The 16,775-nt window shown below is 66.7% G+C and carries 16 protein-coding genes; all 16 read right to left on the reverse strand.

Translation table 11 applies throughout. The features are described from left to right. Positions 1-24: 24 nt before the first annotated feature. Positions 25-1,323, reverse strand: coding sequence for a TRAP transporter large permease (locus EDC22_RS08925; RefSeq protein WP_207903734.1), 1,299 nt, complete (start codon positions 1,321-1,323; stop codon positions 25-27). Further along, complete coding sequence (locus tag EDC22_RS08930; protein ID WP_132806282.1) at positions 1,320-1,844, reverse strand: TRAP transporter small permease; 525 nt, start codon at positions 1,842-1,844, stop codon at positions 1,320-1,322. The genes EDC22_RS08925 and EDC22_RS08930 overlap by 4 nt, the downstream gene beginning before the upstream one ends. Positions 1,845-1,904: 60 nt before the next feature. Then, positions 1,905-2,918, reverse strand: a complete 1,014-nt coding sequence (locus EDC22_RS08935) for a DctP family TRAP transporter solute-binding subunit (RefSeq protein ID WP_132806283.1) — start codon at positions 2,916-2,918, stop codon at positions 1,905-1,907. Positions 2,919-2,952: 34 nt separating this feature from the next. Continuing rightward, a complete protein-coding gene (locus EDC22_RS08940; protein ID WP_132806284.1) occupies positions 2,953-3,927 on the reverse strand; it encodes an alpha-ketoacid dehydrogenase subunit beta in 975 nt (324 codons plus the stop codon). Continuing rightward, complete coding sequence (locus tag EDC22_RS08945) at positions 3,927-4,934, reverse strand: thiamine pyrophosphate-dependent dehydrogenase E1 component subunit alpha (protein WP_207903735.1); 1,008 nt, start codon at positions 4,932-4,934, stop codon at positions 3,927-3,929. The genes EDC22_RS08940 and EDC22_RS08945 overlap by 1 nt, the downstream gene beginning before the upstream one ends. 386 nt (positions 4,935-5,320) lie before the next feature. Further along, complete coding sequence (locus EDC22_RS08950; RefSeq protein WP_132806286.1) at positions 5,321-6,907, reverse strand: alpha/beta fold hydrolase; 1,587 nt, start codon at positions 6,905-6,907, stop codon at positions 5,321-5,323. 27 nt (positions 6,908-6,934) lie between these two features. Next, positions 6,935-7,642, reverse strand: a complete 708-nt coding sequence (locus EDC22_RS08955; RefSeq protein ID WP_245499694.1) for an ABC transporter ATP-binding protein — start codon at positions 7,640-7,642, stop codon at positions 6,935-6,937. Next, complete coding sequence (locus EDC22_RS08960; RefSeq protein WP_132806287.1) at positions 7,635-8,414, reverse strand: ABC transporter ATP-binding protein; 780 nt, start codon at positions 8,412-8,414, stop codon at positions 7,635-7,637. Before EDC22_RS08960 ends, EDC22_RS08955 begins: the two co-directional genes overlap by 8 nt. Beyond that, positions 8,411-9,379, reverse strand: coding sequence for a branched-chain amino acid ABC transporter permease (locus EDC22_RS08965; RefSeq protein WP_207903736.1), 969 nt, complete (start codon positions 9,377-9,379; stop codon positions 8,411-8,413). Before EDC22_RS08965 ends, EDC22_RS08960 begins: the two co-directional genes overlap by 4 nt. Before the next feature lie 2 nt (positions 9,380-9,381). Next, the gene (locus EDC22_RS08970) at positions 9,382-10,257 is read right to left on the reverse strand and encodes a branched-chain amino acid ABC transporter permease (protein ID WP_132806288.1); all 876 of its coding nucleotides are present in this window, start codon (positions 10,255-10,257) and stop codon (positions 9,382-9,384) included. A gap of 71 nt (positions 10,258-10,328) precedes the next feature. After that, the gene (locus EDC22_RS08975) at positions 10,329-11,453 is read right to left on the reverse strand and encodes an ABC transporter substrate-binding protein (protein ID WP_132806289.1); all 1,125 of its coding nucleotides are present in this window, start codon (positions 11,451-11,453) and stop codon (positions 10,329-10,331) included. A gap of 49 nt (positions 11,454-11,502) precedes the next feature. Continuing rightward, complete coding sequence (locus tag EDC22_RS08980; protein WP_132806290.1) at positions 11,503-12,366, reverse strand: isocitrate lyase/PEP mutase family protein; 864 nt, start codon at positions 12,364-12,366, stop codon at positions 11,503-11,505. A gap of 23 nt (positions 12,367-12,389) precedes the next feature. Continuing rightward, on the reverse strand, positions 12,390-12,899 hold the full coding sequence (locus tag EDC22_RS08985; RefSeq protein ID WP_132806291.1) for a LeuD/DmdB family oxidoreductase small subunit: 510 nt from the start codon (positions 12,897-12,899) through the stop codon (positions 12,390-12,392). 8 nt (positions 12,900-12,907) lie between these two features. Further along, positions 12,908-14,164 (reverse strand): 3-isopropylmalate dehydratase large subunit, encoded by a 1,257-nt coding sequence (locus EDC22_RS08990; protein WP_132806292.1) that lies wholly within the window; start codon positions 14,162-14,164, stop codon positions 12,908-12,910. A gap of 46 nt (positions 14,165-14,210) precedes the next feature. After that, positions 14,211-15,809, reverse strand: coding sequence for an FAD-binding oxidoreductase (locus EDC22_RS08995; protein ID WP_132806293.1), 1,599 nt, complete (start codon positions 15,807-15,809; stop codon positions 14,211-14,213). 18 nt (positions 15,810-15,827) lie between these two features. Continuing rightward, complete coding sequence (locus EDC22_RS09000) at positions 15,828-16,724, reverse strand: MBL fold metallo-hydrolase (RefSeq protein ID WP_207903737.1); 897 nt, start codon at positions 16,722-16,724, stop codon at positions 15,828-15,830. Positions 16,725-16,775: the final 51 nt, after the last annotated feature.

Raw genomic sequence — 16,775 nt, forward strand, 5'->3', positions numbered from 1 at the left:
TCCTCCCGGCAATCGGGTCGTTGTTCAGATGCGGTAGCCGAGCACCTGCGGAAGCCACAGGGCGATCTCGGGCACCAGAATGACGAGCAGCATCGCCAGGCCCATGCTCAGCATGAACCACGCGATCCAGGGGATCGTCGTCTCGATCGGAATGCGGGCGATGCGCGCCGTGACCATCAGGTTGACGGCAACGGGCGGGGTGAACTGGCCGATGGCGATGTTCATCGCCATCAGCACGCCGAACCATGTCAGGTTCCACCCGAAGGCCATCGCGATCGGCACCAGGATCGGCAGCGTGATCAGGTAGATCGATACGCCGTCGAGGATCATCCCGGCGAACAGCAGCACCGCCATGACCATGAGCAGCACGAGGATGCCGCTGTCGCTGACGGCGAGGATCTCGCGCGCCATGAAGTCGAAGGCGCCGAGCGTCGAGCCCGCCCAGGCGAACAGGCCCGACAGCGAGATGATGATCATGATGATCGCCGAGGTCTCCGCCGCATCGGCCAGCACCCGGTAGATCTCGGCAAGGCCCATGTTGCGGTAGAAGACCACGCCGACAAGGAAGCCGTAGGCGACCGCGACCACGGCCGCCTCGGTCGGGGTGAACAGGCCGGAGCGCAGGCCGCCGAGGATGATGACCGGCGCCAGCAGCCCGGGCACGGCTGCCCGGAAGCTCGGCCAGAACGGAGGACGGTCGGCGCGCTCGGCGGTGCCGAAGTCGTGGCGGCGGCTGAGCAGGACGGTCGGCAGCATGATCGCGACCCCGGCCAGCACGCCGGGAATTAGGCCGGCGGCGAACAGGGCGCGCAGATCGACGCCCGGCACCAGGATCGAATAGACGATCAGCGCGATCGAGGGCGGAATCAGGATTGCGGTGGAGGCCGAGGCGGCGATGACGCTGGCCGAGAAGGCGCGCGGATAGCCGGCCTTCAGCATCGAGGGGATCATGATGGTGGCGACGGCAGCGGCATCCGCCGGACCGGAGCCGGACATGCCGCCCATGATCATGCAGACCAACGTCGCGACCAGCGCCAGCCCGCCGCGGCGGGGACCGACGATTGCCTGGGCGAAGGTGACGAGCCGTGCGGCGACCCCCGATCGCTCGAAGATCACGCCGGTCAAAACGAACAGCGGGATGGTGATCAGCGGGTACTTGGCAACAGAGGTGTAGGCGTTGGTGCCGACCATCGCCACGGTGTCGAGGTCGAGTCCGATGGCGACGGCAGCGGCGCCGGCCAGCCCGAGCGCGACCCCGACCGGAGTGCCGATCAGCAGCAGGACCAGGAAGACGCCGAGCAGGACGAAATTGGCAAGGATCATGCGCGGCCCCTGAGCGTCGCGATCAGCCGACCGAGAATGCGCATGAGGATGACGGTGCCGAGAATCGGCAGCCAGATCGTATAGATCCAGGTCGGATAGCCGAGGCTCGGCGAGGTCTCTCCGAAGCGGTACTCGTCCCAGGTCAGCTCGCCGCCATACCAGACGATCAGCGCGAACATGAGGCAGGACGCGAGCGCGGCGATCACCTCGCAGGCCAGCCGCCCGCGCCGCGGAAGCTTGTCGGCCAGGAAGGTGATGCGGATGTTCTCGTTGGTGGCGAAGGCGAGCGAGGCCCCGACGAAGGTCATGAACACCAGCAGGAACACCGAGAATTCCTCGGTGAAGGCATACGAGACGTTGGTGGCGTACCGGACGATGACATTTGCAAGCGAGATCAGGCAGATCAGCCCCATCGCCACGGCACCCAATGCCCGCTCGACGGAAACCGGCACGCGCGCGTGCTCGGCGACGCCGCGCGGCGAGCCGGTCGTCTCATCGAGGTTGATGCCGCTGTCGGCCATCGCTCCGGCCTCCTTGGGAGAGCCGGGGCGGCGGCTGAGCATCCACCCCGGCAGGATCAATCAGCGATTGGCGATCGACTGCTCGGCCATGTCGACGAGTTCGGCGCCGATCTTCGCCTTCCAGGTCTCGTAGACACCGCGGGTGGCATCGACGAATTCCTGGTGCTGCTCGGGCGTCAGTTCGACGACCTCGACACCCAGCGCCTCGACATCCCTGATCGCCGACTTGTCGTCGCCGATGAGCCCCTTGCGGGCGATCTCGATGCACAGCGCGCCCGCCTCGAGCGCCGCCTGGCGGACGATCTCCTGATCCTCCGGGGAGAATGAGTTCCAAACGTCCTGGTTGACGGCGAAGATCAGCGGGTCTGCGACGTAGTGCCAGAGGGTGAGATACTTCTGGCCGACCTCGTAGACCTTGGCAACGGTGAACACGCTGAGCGGATTCTCCTGGCCGTCGACGGCACCGGTGGTCAGCGCCGGCTTGGCGTCGGCCCAGCTCATCTGGGTCGGGTTGGCGCCCAGCGCAGTGAAGGTGTCATTGAACAGTGGCGAGCCGACGACGCGGATCTTCAGCCCCTTCAGGTCGTCGGGCGTGCGGATCGGATGCTTCGAGTTCGACACCTCGCGGAAGCCGTTCTCGCCCCAGGCGAGCGGCACGACGCCGTTCTGTTCGATGATCTCGAAGATCCTCTTGCCAACCGGCCCCTGGGTGAGCGCATCGATCGCCTTGTAGTCCGGCATCAGGAACGGCAGGGCGAAGATGTTCAGCTCCTGGATCTGCGGCGACCAGTTGATGGTCGAGCCGACCGCCATGTCGATGATGCCGCGACGCATCGCGGTAAATTCCTTGGTCTGGTCGCCCGACACCAGCGAGGCGCCGGGATAGACCTTCATGTTGATGCGCCCGTCGGTGCGCTCGGCGACCAGCTCCGCCCACTTCTCGGCGGCTATGCCCCACGGGAACGGGGCCGGCACGACGGTCGAGATCTTGTACTCTTCCTTGTATTGGGCTGCCGCCGGCAGCGCGGCGACCGCCGCAATGCCCGCGATGAGGGCCAGTTTCAGGATACGCATCGGGCAATCTCCCCTTCTTCGCTCTTCGACGGCTTCAATATTCGACGAGGCCCCGCGCGGCGGCGACGACAGCCTCGGTGCGGACACGCACCTCGTCCTCGAGGACGGGGGCGTAGCTGATCGGGATGCGCGGGGCTCCGAGGCGCTTCACGGGGGCCTTCAGCGCCTTGTGCAGGCGTTCGGCGACGAAGGCGGCAACCTCGGCACCGAACCCGGCGACCGCGACTGCCTCCTGCACCACCAGCAGGCGGCCGGTCCGCCCGACGCTGCCCAGAACCGCGCCCTGGTCCCAGGGCCACAGCGTGCGCAGGTCGATCACCTCGGCGTCGATCCCCTCTTCCGCCAATCGGACAGCCGCTTCGGCGACGGTGTGGACCGCAGCCGACCAGGAGACGATAGTGACGTCGCCGCCCTCGCGTACCAGTCGGGCCTTGCCGAATTCGCCGACGACGTCGCCGGCAGGCACCTCGCCTTCAAGCGGCCACAGCCCCTTGTGCTCCATGTACACGACCGGATCGTCGCAGCGGATCGCGGCTTTCAGCAGCGCCTTGTTGTCGGCCGGAGTCGCGGGAACGGCGACAACGAGGCCGGGAATGTGCGCGTACCAGGCCTCGAGCGACTGGGAATGCTGGGCGGCCGACGAACGCCACATTCCGATCGGTTCGCGCACCACGAGCGGCACGCGGGTCTGTCCACCGAACATGTAGCGCGCCTTGGCGGCCTGGTTGACCAGTTCGTCTACCGCGCAGAGCGCGAAATCGGAGAAGCGCATCTCGACGACGGGGCGGGTGCCCATCATCGCGGCACCGACGGCGGCTCCGAGAATGCAGGATTCCGAGATCGGCGCGTCCGAGATGCGGTCGGCTCCGAATTCGTCGATCAGCCCCCGGTACTGGCCGAACACGCCGCCGCGGCCGAGATCCTCGCCGACCGCCCAGACCATCGGATCGCGGCGCATCTCCTCGGCCAGCGCCTGACGCGAGGCCTCCATGTAGGTCATCACCGGCATCAGAACGCCACCTCGCGCGGATCGCCGACATCCTGAACGTCGGCATAGGCGAGTTCGCGTGCCGGCCACGCGCTGTCCCTGGCCATCTCGTAGGCTTGTCTCATCTCGTCTTCCGCGCCCCTGGCGATCGCGGCAAGCTCGGCGGCGGCGACGCCCGCCCGCTCCAGAACGCCGCGGCAATTGTCGATCGGATCGTTGAGCCAGCGCTCCGCCACCTCCTCCTGCGGACGGTAGGGCGCCGTGTCTGCGCTGGTGTGACCGGTCAGCCGGTAGGTTCGGGCCAGGAGAAAGCGGGGGGTGCCCTTGCGGACGATGCCGATCAGCTCGCGGGCGGCCGCATCCACGGCGAACAGGTCATTGCCGTCAACGATCTCGGCCTTGATGCCGAGCGCCTCGGCGCGTGCCGCCGGCCCGTCGCCGGCTGTCATCGCGTGGGTGCGCGTGGTGGCAGCGAAGCCGTTGTCCTCGCAGACGAACAGGATCGGCAATCGGAACACGCCGGCCCAGTTCAGACCTTCGAGAAACGGACCGCGATTGATCGCGCCGTCGCCGAAGAAGCAGACGACAACCCTGTCCTCGCCCTTCAGCCGGATCGCATGGGCGGCACCGGCGGCAATGTTGATGTTGGCCGCCACCACGCCATTTGCTCCCAGCATGCCGACCGAGAAGTCGGCGATATGCATCGAGCCACCCTTGCCCTGGCTGTAACCGCCGGCTCGACCGAACAGTTCGCGCATCATGGCAAGCGCATCGGCGCCCTTGGCCATGGTGTGGCCGTGACCGCGATGGGTGGACAGGATGATGTCGTCGCGCCTGAGATTGGAACAGACGCCGACGGCGATCGCTTCCTGGCCGATCGAGGGATGGATCGCGCCGAGAACGAGCCTTTCATTGGCCGCCTTGATCGCCGCCTTCTCGAATTCTCGGATCCGGCACATCTGCCGGAACTGCGCGAGATGACGGTTCACGTCCAGATTGGTGGCTGGTGAGGACTCGCCCGAGGGCACGCTGCGATCTCCCTGCATCAGGACCGGGCGCGCTCCGACAGCGATACCCGTCCTCAGACGGTCGCTGCGACGGAGATCGATCGGGCCGACGAGAGGGGCTCGGGGTGGCGATGGCCGAAGCGGCTTGGCTCTGGCAACCCCGTTGCAGACGGTTCGTGCGTCCTCCCTGCCGGCTCGTATTCGGGTCGAGCTCGGCCGACAATGTTCCGTATCGTGGAACGATGATAATGATAAAATGGAACACATGCACTGGTCAAGCATTTGCCCACGTCCGCCGGCGGATCAGGGCCACACATCCCGACAGGTCGCGCGCACGGCCGCACGCGACCGTACCCCAGCGCGCCGATCCGGCGGTCGGGGCCGGGGACCGTCAGATTGGGGCGAGCTCAACCGGCGAGAAACGCGCGGTAGCGACGCATGGTCTGTGCCGCGGCGGCCGGCTCGGGATCAGGCCACCAGACGGTCGTCGGCGTCTCCTCGACAGTGACGACGTCGGGACGGCCGAGCCGCGCCGCTTCGGCGAGCCCATCCTTCAGCATGTCCTCGGGACCGGCGCAGATCAGCGCCGGGCGGGTCAACAGCGGCAACCGCGAGCGCGTGTCGTAGGAGAAGGCCGAGCGATAGGCGCCGTCATACGTCTCGCCGCTCTCGAGGATCCCGACCGCGTAAGTGTGCAGATCCTCCGCGCCGGGGACTCCGAGCCGGCGGGCCGCAGCGCGATCGACGCGGTACCATGGCCAGAACATGAACAGGTCGCGGCGCCAGTTCCACACCAGCGGCAGGTGCAGGCCCCACTTGTCCGGTCGGATCACCGGGAAGTAGTTGGCCAGCAGATCCTGCTGGAAATCCCTCGAGATGAATACCGGGCCTTCCATGACCATCCGGCCAACGCGGTCGGGAGCGATGATGGCGAGTTCGAGGGCGACCAGCGCACCGGTATGCGACCCCCAGACATCGACCTCCTCGATCCCGAGGGCATCGAGGAGTGCGATCATGTCGTCAGCAAGCGTCTCGATCGTCACCTTGCGCCGCGGCTTGTCCGACAGCCCGTTGCCCGGATAGTCGACGGCGAAGACGCTGCGACCGTCGGCAAGGCCGGAGATCACCGGCGCGAACTGGGCGCATGAACCACCGCCGGTCGGGATGACCAGCGTGGGACGGCCCTCTCCGCCAGCACGGCGCAGATGGATGCGGCCATTCGCGGTCTCGACATACTGGTGCCAGATGGATCGGTCGGCCATCGGCGTCGTGACAGGCGGTTCGCGCGTCGCATCCGGCAGCGTCAAGCCGGCAAGCGCCCGAGGCAGGTCGGCGGTCAGCGCTATGGCCTGCCCGGTCCGCGGCGCGGTCGCCCGCATCGCCCCGGCGCAGCATCGCCAGATCGCCGCGAAGCCTTGCGGTCTGACGGCGGCCGCGACGAAGGTCTCAGACAGCGCCGCAGCGTCCGGCAACGGCTCACCGACGGTTGCCGGCTGGCCACGATCTGCCGGGTCGAGCAGGTGTCGATCGCGCAGGAACGCCCACAGCGTACTCAGATGGGTGCCATCCTGGCGCGGGGCGAGCTCGCCGGGGTCGATATATCCGGCCGCCCAGGCGCAGCCGGTATCCACGCCTACCATGAGCAACGTTGCCGGAGCGGTGGCCAGCCGGTCGGCAACGAGCGCGGCCAGTGGACAGGCGAGATCGAACCCGACGAGCGCACAGGGCTCTCGATCGAGCCAGGCGAGCGCCTCGGCGACCGCCCAGGCCGCCTCGTCTGCACTGGCGAAGGAGATGCCCGAGGAACCGCCGACACCCGGCAGCTCGACAACGGTCACCCGCCAGCCGGGCATCAAGCCGGTCAGTTCGCGCGCCTTCAGCGACGCGGCGGCCGTCAGCCCGGCCAGCGCGACGAGGTTCGGACCGGCGCCCGCCTGCCAAAGCCGGATCTGCCCGCGCCCGGTCGTGACATAGTGCGGACGTGGCTCGGACATGGCATTTCCTTCACTGTCGCCGATCGTTCAGGCGCCGAGATAGGCCGCCTTCACCCGCGGGTCCTGCAGGAGGACGTCGGCGCTGTCCTCGATGACGATCCTGCCGGTCTCGAGCACATAGCCGCGATGCGCCAGACGCAACGCCAGATCGACGCGCTGCTCGACCAGCAGGATGGTGATCCCGGCCTCGTGCAGGTTGCGGATCGTGTCGGCAAGCAGATCGACCATGATCGGGGCCAGGCCGAGCGACGGCTCGTCGAGCATCAGGCAGCGCGGATTGGCCATCAGCCCGCGGGCGATCGCCAGCATCTGCTGCTGGCCGCCCGACAGCGTGCCGGCCTTCTGGTCGCGTCGCTCCTGCAGGATCGGGAACAGCTCATGCACCCAGTCGACCCGTTCGGCATGGCTGCGCCCGCCGACATGAGCACGAATGCCGCCGAGCTCGATGTGCTCGCGCACCGTCATGTCGGGAAACAGCAGACGCCCTTCCGGCACATGCACCACGCCGCGGGCGATGATCTCGTGTGGTTGGGCGGTGTCGATGCGCTCGCCCGCAAAGGTGATCGTCCCCGAGACCGGGCGCAGCAGGCCCGAGATGGTCTTTAGAGTGGTCGTCTTGCCTGCACCGTTGGAGCCGACCAGGGTGACCACCTCGCCGGCGCCGACCTTCATCGACAGGCCGTGAATGACCTCGCGCCGGCCGTAGCGGACAACAATGTCGTTCAACTCAAGCACCGACCGCCTCCCGTCCCAGATAGACCCGGATGACGTCCGGATTGTCGACGACCTCGCGCGGCGTGCCCTCGGCGATCTTGACGCCGTGGTCGATGACGACGACGCGGTCGCAGACGCCCATGACGACGCGCATGTGATGCTCGACCAGCAGGATCGACACTCCCTCGTCGCGGATGCGCCGGATCATGCCGACGAGGCGCTGCCCCTCCTCCGGGTTCATGCCGGCGGCCGGCTCGTCGAGCAGCAGCAGACGCGGCTCGGCGGCCAGCGCAATGGCGATCTCCAGCCGACGCTGCTCGCCGTAGGAGAGCGCGTCGGCAAGCACGTCGGCGCGCCGGTCGAGTTCGACGAAACGCAACGCCTTCATCGCCGACTCGCGCACTGCCTGCTCCTCGCGCCGCCACCTTGCAGTTCGGAAGAGCGCCGCAGGCCAGCCGGCCGTCCCGGTGCGATAGGTCGCGGCCCGGACATTGTCGAAGGCCGACAGCGACGGGAACAGACTGGTGATCTGGAAGGTGCGCGTCATGCCGAGCCGCGCCATCCGGTCTGCCCGCATGCCGGTGCAGTCGTTGCCGTCATAGATCACCGTGCCCGAGGTCGGAGGCATGGAGCCGGCGATGACGTTGAAGAACGTCGTCTTGCCGGCGCCGTTGGGGCCGATGACGCCGAGGATCTCGCCTCGCCGGACCGTCAGGCTGACGTCGGAGACCGCGGTCAGACCGCCGAAGGTCTTGGTGAGGCCGTTGACCTCGAGGATCGGACGCTCGCTCATCGGCCGACTCCCTCGCCCGGCGCGGCCGCGGTCGTTTCGGGGTCGCCGAACACCCGCCGCCAGAGGCTGACGATCCCGCCGGGCAGGAAGATCACCGACAGGGTGAGCAGCGCGGCGAAGATGACGAGACGCAGCGGCCCGACGGCGCGCAGGAGCTCGAGGAGACCGACATAGATGAGGGCGCCGATGATCGGCCCCGCGATCGTTCCCCTGCCGCCGACAATGACCATGATGATGAGCGCGGCCATGTAGTGGAGGCTCATCACGTCGGGCGTGATGACGGTCATGTAGTGTGCATAGACCGCACCGCCGACGCCGGCGACGGCGGTCGCCACGACGAAGCCGAGCAGCTTCATCCGGAACACGTCGACGCCCAGTGATGCCGCCAGCGGCGCATTCTCGCGCGTGGCGATGAAGGCCCTGCCGGTCCGGCTCGCCATCAGCGCGTGACACGCATAGGCGAAGGCGATGACGAAGGCCAGCGCCAGGTAATAGTACTCGCGGGCGCTGGTGAAGACGTACACGTCGCCGAACGCCAGTCTGGGAATGTTGGAGATGCCCATCGGACCGCGGGTCAGATCGACCCAGTAGTTGGTGATGGTGTGGATGATCGACCCGAAGCCAAGCGTCAGGATTGCGAATTGCGGTCCGACGATCCTCAGCGACACGTAGCCGATCACGAAGCCGAACAGTCCGGCGATCAGGCCCGCCAGAACCAGGCCGAGGACGCCCGGAACTCCGAGATCCATGCCCATGATCGCCGCCACGTAGGCGCCGATCCCGAAGAATGCCGCATGCCCGAAGCTGAGCTCGCCGATGTAGCCGACGATGATGTTGAGGCTGAGCGCCAGCAGCGAGAACAGCATCCAGAGCACCAGCAGATGGTGGTAATAGGTGTTGCCCGTTACCACCGGCAGGGCGATCGCCGCGGCGATCAGCGCGAAAGGAAGCAGGGTGCGTGGCACGGTCAGACCCTCCTGGCGTGGCCGAACAGGCCCTGCGGCCGCCACAGCAGGACGACGATGATGATCGCGTAGCCGATCGCCTGGGCGAAACCGAGCGAGATGTAGCCGCCGGCCAGCGACTCCACCACGCCGAGCGCCAGCCCCCCGATCAGGGCTCCGGGGATGCTGCCAAGCCCGCCGAGGATGACGACGATGAAGCCCTTGAGCACCGCCCAGCTGCCCACCGTCGGGAAGATCATCGAGGTCGGACCGACCAGCGCGCCTGCCAGCGCCGCCAAGCCGCAGGCAAGGATGAAGGTGACGGTGTAGACGTTGCGGATGTTGACGCCGGTCAGCGCGGCGCCCTCCGGATTCTGCGCGGTGGCGCGCATCATCCGGCCCATCGAGGTGTGGCGGATGAACAGGTAGAGCAGGACCAGCACGACCGCACCGACCGCGAAGATCAGGGCGCGCTGCTGGGTCATGACGACCTGCCCGATCTCGACGACCTCGTCGGCGAACGGACTTGGGATGTATTTCGGGTCGGCGCCGAAGATCAGTTCGCCGCCATTGGTCAGCAGCAGGGCAAGGCCGAGGCTCGACAGCAGGACGGTGAATTCGTGTTCGCGTCTGAGCGGCCAGAAGAACAGCCGGTTGGCAAGGATGCCGAGGACGGCCACGCCGATCGTCGCCACGATGGCGGCCGAGATGTAGTCCAGCCCGAGCAGCTGCGCGGCGAAAAAGGTGAAGAACGCGCCGAGCATGTAGAACTCGCCGTGCGCGAAGTTGATGATGTGCAGCACGCCGAACACGAGGGTCAGGCCGGTGGCGATCAGCACGTAGGTCATGCCATTCACCAGGCCGTTCGTGATCTGCTGCATCAGAACCACGTAGTCCATCACAGGTCCCTGTGCCGGTAAGAAGCGACCCGCGGCAGGCGCCGCGGGTCCTGGGAGTCGACGGGAGGCAGTCAGTTGCTGACGGAGGTGATCTTTCCGTCCTTCACCTGGACCAGATAGATGTTCTGCATGGCCTGGCCGATCTCGTCGAAGGTGATGGTGCCGAGCAGCGTATCCCAGGGATGCGCACGCAGGGCGGCGGCGATCTTGTCATAATCGCGCGGATCACCCGCTTCCTCCATGGCGCCGGCGATCAGTTCCACCGCCTGGGCTCCCAGCGAGCCGATGAACGACGGCTCGTTGGTAAACATCTTCTTGTACTGCTCGACCCATGCCTTGAGCTTGGGATTGTCGCTGTCGGGCGCGAACAGTGACACCGAGTACACGCCTTCCAGCGCCGGACCGGACAGTTCGACCAGCTTGGGGTTCATGTTTCCGGCCGATGCGATCGTCGTGCCCTTGTAGCCGATCTGGCGGATCTGCCGGTAGATCGTCGCCCCCTGGGCCGTGTTGATCGCCGACACGTAGATCGCGTCGGGATTGAGCGCCCGGAGCTTGGTCAGCGCGGTGGTGAAGTCGGTATCCTCCTTGTTGTAGAATTCATTGCCGAGCACCTCGATGCCGCATTCGCCCAGCAACCTGCGGTAGTTGTCCACCTCGAGGCGGCCGTAGTCGTCATTGATGGTGATGAAGGCGATCGTCTTCACCCCCATCTTGTCGCAGATGAACTTCGAGTAGGTGTCCGACATCATGTTCGATGTGGCATTCAGCCGGAACAGATACTTGTGACCTTCCTTGGTCGTGTTCGGATGCTGGGTGCTCGTCATGATGTTGAGGATCTTGTCGCGGGTCACCTCCTTCATGGTGAGCGCGACCGAGGAGAACCAACCGCCGACGATCACGTCGACATCGTCCTGCTCCATTGCCCGCTTGGCGGCGGAGACGCCCTCCTCCGGGTTGCCCTTGTCGTCGTACTTGACGAGCTCGAGCTTGCGGCCGCCGAGAATGCCGCCCTTGTCGTTGACGATGGCGACCATGGCTTCCATGCCCTCGACGGCAAGCTGACCATCGAATGCGCCGGGGCCGGACAGCGGGGCAATGGTGCCGATGCGGATCGGCTCCTGTGCGTCAGCGCCGGTGGCACCGATCGCGAGCGCCGCGACGGCAGCGGCGGCCAGTAGGTGTCTCAGTCTCATGGGTGTCCTCCCGTGTTGAAGCTTTGATCCTGCCAGTCCATCCCCGGGCTCAGCCGGCCCTGAGATATTTGAGCTGAAGTTCCTCGACCTCCTTGAAGCCGATGAACTCGATGAAGTCGTTGTGGTCGACGACGGGTCGCGGCAGCTCCTTGGAGCTGTGCTTCTCGGCCAGCACCTTCAGGTTCTCGCGGAGCGCGTGGGTGGCCGTCATCAGCGGCACCAGCGGGAAGGTGGCGATGCCGGCGATCTCCTCGATCTCCTTCGGCGATAGATCGCGCTCGAGCCAGCCGAGCACCTGCAGCGACAGCGGTACGCCGCAACCCTGGCGCATCGCGCGCAGCCCCTCGATGGACCGGAAGCACTTCGAGATCGGCTGGATGACATCGGCCCCTGCCTTCACGTAGGCCTTGCCGCGCTCGATCGCCTCGGCCTCGCTCACCACGTCGGTGCGGGCGATGATCAGCATGTTCGGATCGCGGCGGGCAGCAGCGGCCGCCTCGATCTTGGCGACGCCCTCTTCGAGCGGGATGACCTCGACGCCGGCGACGCAGATCGGGCAGCGCTTCGGCGCCACCTGATCCTCGAGGATCACCGCGGCGACACCGGCGGCCTCGAACTCGCGCACGGTGCGCATGACGTTGATGGCGTTGCCGTAGCCGGTGTCGATGTCGGCGATGACGGGGATCGACACCGCGTTGACGACATTGTGGGTGACGGCGAGGTTCTCCGACATCGTGTAGAGCTCGGCGTCCGGCTGGCCGAGATAGGAGGCCGAAATGCCGAAGCCCGAGGTCAACAGCGCGTCGAAACCGGCCTCCTCGATCAGCCTGGCCGAGAGGGCATCATAGGCGCCGGCCGCCCAGACGGTTTTCTGGGCGAGCACGCGGGACTTGAAATCAGCGGATCTTGCCATCGGTCGTGGTCTCCTGGGGCGGGTCAGTTCGCCGGATACTGCTTGAGGTAGGGAACCAGGCCGCCGGCCTCGAGCATCAGCCGGTCGGCCTTGGCCAACGGCTCGAAGGGCAGTTCACGGCCCCGCGTGAGGTTGCGGACGACGCCGGCATCCCAGTCGACCTCGACCTCATCCCAGCGGCTGACCAGTGCGCGGATGCCGGGACAGCTGCACTGCGGAAAACCCATCGAGATCTCGCCGCGCCAGTAGCCGGGTGAGAAGGATTCGGCGATTACCCCGGCAATGCCGAGATGGCGCAGCGCCCGCATCGGCGGATAGTGCGGATGTCCGTAGCCGAAGTTGTGGCCGCCAACGATCACGTCGCCGGGCTTCACCACCTTCGCGAAGTCGGGATCGTAAGACCGCATCGCCAGAGCGGCGAGTTCCTCGACGTCCTGGATCTTGATGTTCTTGACCCCGACGATCTGATCGACGTCGAAGTCGTCCTCCTCGAAGATGAAGGCAACCCTGCCCCTTAGATTCTCGAGCGGCATCGCCGGCCTCACAGATACTTGCGGGGATCGGCGATCCGCCCCTCGATCGCCGAGGCGGCGACGGCGGCGGCGTTGCACAGATAGATTTCGGAGTCCGGGCTGCCCATGCGGCCCTTGACGTTCAGCGTGCCGGTCGACACGGCACGCTGGTTGTCGGTCATTGTCGCAATGCGACCGAAGCAGTAGTCGCAGCTGGGGGAAGATACGAAGCCGCCGGCCTCGACGATGGTCGACACATAGCCCCTGCGCGCCGCCTCCGCCATGATCTCCTGGCTGGTCGGGATGACATGCAGCATGAAGCCGGTCGCGACCTGCCGGCCCGCGAGGATGCGGGCAGCGATCTCGATGTCCTCGAGGCGGCCCGATGCGCAGGAGCCGAGATAGCCGGCCTGCACCTCCAGGCCCACATAATCGGACAGGTTGCGGGTATTGGCGGGCGTCGGCGGGATGACAACGATGGGCTCGAGCCCCGACAGGTCGATGTCATGCACCGCCGCATACTCGGCATCCGCGTCGCTGAACACAGGGTCGAGCTGCTTGCGAGCGCGCGGCAGGGCGTAGGCAAGACGCTTCTCGTCCGGGTTCACGATGGCGGTGATCGCGCCGGTGAACATCGCGAGGCATGTGATCGACTGAATACCCTCGGTTGTCAGCGTGTCGATACCGGGGCCGCCGAGTTCGAGCACCTGGAAGCGGCACGAGGCGGGACCCAGCACACGCACCATGTGGTGGAACACGTCGCGGGCCATGACGCCGGGCTGCAATTCGCCGTGCAGGTTGACGCGCACCGTCTGCGGCACGCGGATCGACACCTTCTCGCGGACGAAGGCCTCCAGCACGTTGCGGCGCATGCCGATCGCCAGCGTGCCGAAGGTGCCGAGCTGGCTGATGTGACCGTCGAAATGGACGACGAAGGCGCCCGGCGTCGCATAGCCGACCTCGGCGGCGACCTGGTGGCCAATGCCCTTGCGCTCGTAAAGTGGAACCCCGTTCTCGGCGCACCACTTGCGGGTGCCGATGTGCAGCTCCTCCTCCTTCGGGGTCGCCGCCGGCACCATGTGGTCGATGAAGATCGCGTAGCGCTCGGGTTCGGCCACCTTGTCGATGCCGAACTCCTCCTTCATCTGCCTGAAATAGACATCGGTATAGCCGGGGAAATCGTAGGCGAGGACGAAGTCCGGCTTCGCCATGATCTCGTCGCCGGCCCTGACCGACGGCAGGCCCGCGGCACGCGCGAGGATCTTCTCGGTGATCGTGTAGCCCATCCTCTCCTCCTCCGGCGGCGTTCGCCGCAAACGCCCGCCGGTCTTCTCAGTGGCGAACCGCGAGCCCGAGCGCGCCCGGATTCATCAGACCCTTCGGATCGACCGCCTGCTTCACCCCCTCGAGCAATGCCCAGGTCTCGGGGGCGAGCACCGACCGGAAGGGATAGTCGCGGGCAACCTGCCAGTTGACGCCACCGAGGCTGGCATAGAGGTGTTGCGTGGCGGCCCTCAGTTCGGCGACGGCCTGGCGCGCCTCGACATTGGCCGGCCGGCTGCGCCACGGCTTCACCACATCCTCGCCGAGGCTCTTCGCGTGCAGCGGCGTGATCTCGTCGAGCCAGTAGTACGCCGGTTCCAGGAAGAACTCGGTGCCGACCGTCATCGTCATCACCGAATAGACGATGCCGTGCTTCTCCATGAATTCGCGCCGGGCAGCGTAGAAGGCATCGTTTGCCTCGACGACCCGCTTCCAGTCGCCGAGCGGGAACACGGCGTGAATCGGAACCCAGCGCTCGCCGTCGCGACCGAGCATGCCGCGCACCGGGCTGAACGGCTTGGCCCGCATCACCTTGGGCACGGTGTTCTCGATCTCGACGCCATATTTGCCGGCGATCGTCCGGCACCGGTCCATCGACGTCTTGAGTTCGGCCGCATTGCGCGCTTCGACGACGAGATGCAGCGTGAATTCGTGCGCCTGCAGGAAACTCGCACCGCCGGCCGCGACGGTGGCGGCGTCCTTGAGACCGCCGAGCAGCGTCTTGCCAGCCCTGGCAACATTACCGAGCGTCCTGAGGCCGTCGGAGATGCGGTTGACACTTGCAGAATGCGAGGCCTTCGTGCGGTCGATGCCGAAACCTTCCGACACAAGCCTTTCGCGCGCCATCTCGACCTGGGCGGCGGCAATGTCGGTCATGCTCCTGAAACCGAACGACAGGTAGCCGGTCTCGGCGGGCCTGGGCCACAGCCTCAGCGTCGCGGCGACCTTGAAGCCCATGGCACCGTTGTCGCCGAGGAACAGGCCGGTCAGATCGGGGCCGCCCTCGCGGGTGAAGGGCTTGGCCCCCTTTCGCCCGCCGGAGCCGGTGGTCACGACGCTGCCGTCGGCGAGCACCACCGTGACCCCGAGCACCGATTCCGCGACGGTACCGTTCAACGCGGAGCCGAAGAAGGCACTGTTCTGCGAGAGCGCGCCGCCGACCGTGGCGTTCACGCCCGACAGCGGCCCCCAGTACCCGGTCCTCAGCCCCGTACCCTCGAGCGCTTCGTTGACCTTCGCCCAGGTACAGCCGGCCTCGACCGACACGTACATGTCGGCGGCATTGACCTCGATCACCCGGTCGAGCCTGCGCGAGTCCATGACGATCGCCTCGGCGACCGACGGAAGGTAGCCCTTGGTATAGGACATGCCACCACCGCGCGGCACCACCGCCACGCCGCCGCCGGTCGCGATCCTGACGGCAGAGGCCGCCGCCTCGCGGGTCTCGGGCATGACGATCGCCAGTGGCCGGATGCCTGGCTGCCAGAATATGTCGTTGGCGTAGTAGTCGCGGCTCGCCGAGTCCGCCAACACGCTGTCGCCGAGTTCGGCGATCAGGGCTTCGACGACGGGATGGGTGCTGGCGAGGCGTTCGGGGGATGCGCTCATCGTCGGGGCGGTCTCTACTCAGCTCGGAGGAACGGGCTCGAAGCGGTAGCCGCCGTCCTCGCGGCGCTTCACGCGACCGGCGTGCGGTCGGTCGAAATGCGCCGGGAAGATCAGCGCCTCTGCCTCGGCACAGGCGTCGAGGATGCGCCTGCGGGTGACGGGCGCGAGCGTGTTGTCCTCGCACAGGAAGCAGTTGAGATCCGGCTTGAAGACCTGCATGGCGCGGTGCATCGTGTCGGCGGTAAAGACGCCCACCTCACCGCCCGACTCCACGCGCATGATCAGCTGCCCGCTCGTATGGCCCGGCGCAGCGTGGAAGGTAATCCCGGGCCGCAGCTCGTCGCCGTCGCCGATCCAGTCGACCAAGCCGGCCTCGACGACCGGCACCACGCTGTCCTCGACGACGGGGATACCCTCTGGCTGCGCTGTCGCGGTCGGGCCGCCCGGCTGCCAGTTGCGGTACTCCTCGGCGCCGAACACATAGCGCGCCCGGGGAAAGGTCGGCACCCAGCGTCCGTCCTCGAGCCGGGTGTTCCAGCCGGAATGATCGACATGCATGTGGGTGTTGACGACGAGCGTCACGTCGTCGGGCCGGACACCCTTCTCCGCCAGGCGACCGAGATAGTCGGTGGCGAGCATGTGGAAGCGGGCATATTTCGGATCAGTACGGACCTTGTGATTGCCCGACGCGGTGTCGACCAGGATCACCTCGCCGCCGGCTCGCACAAGCCAGGTATGGATGCTCGCGAACGTGTTGCCGGTCGCCGGATCGATCCTGTCGATCCCCTTAAGCTCGGGAAATTCCTCGAAGATCGACGGGTCGTAGGCGGGGAACTGCATCGACGGCGGGAAGCCCGGCGAGGAGAACTCCTCGACCCGCTCCACAACGACATCGCCGATGCGCCACGCGCCCACCCGAACGTCTCCCCGACCATGCTGCGTCTTGTTGCAGCTAACTAAACAAGC

Source organism: Tepidamorphus gemmatus (assembly GCF_004346195.1).
In the GTDB taxonomy this organism is placed as follows: Bacteria; Pseudomonadota; Alphaproteobacteria; order Rhizobiales; family Tepidamorphaceae; genus Tepidamorphus; species Tepidamorphus gemmatus.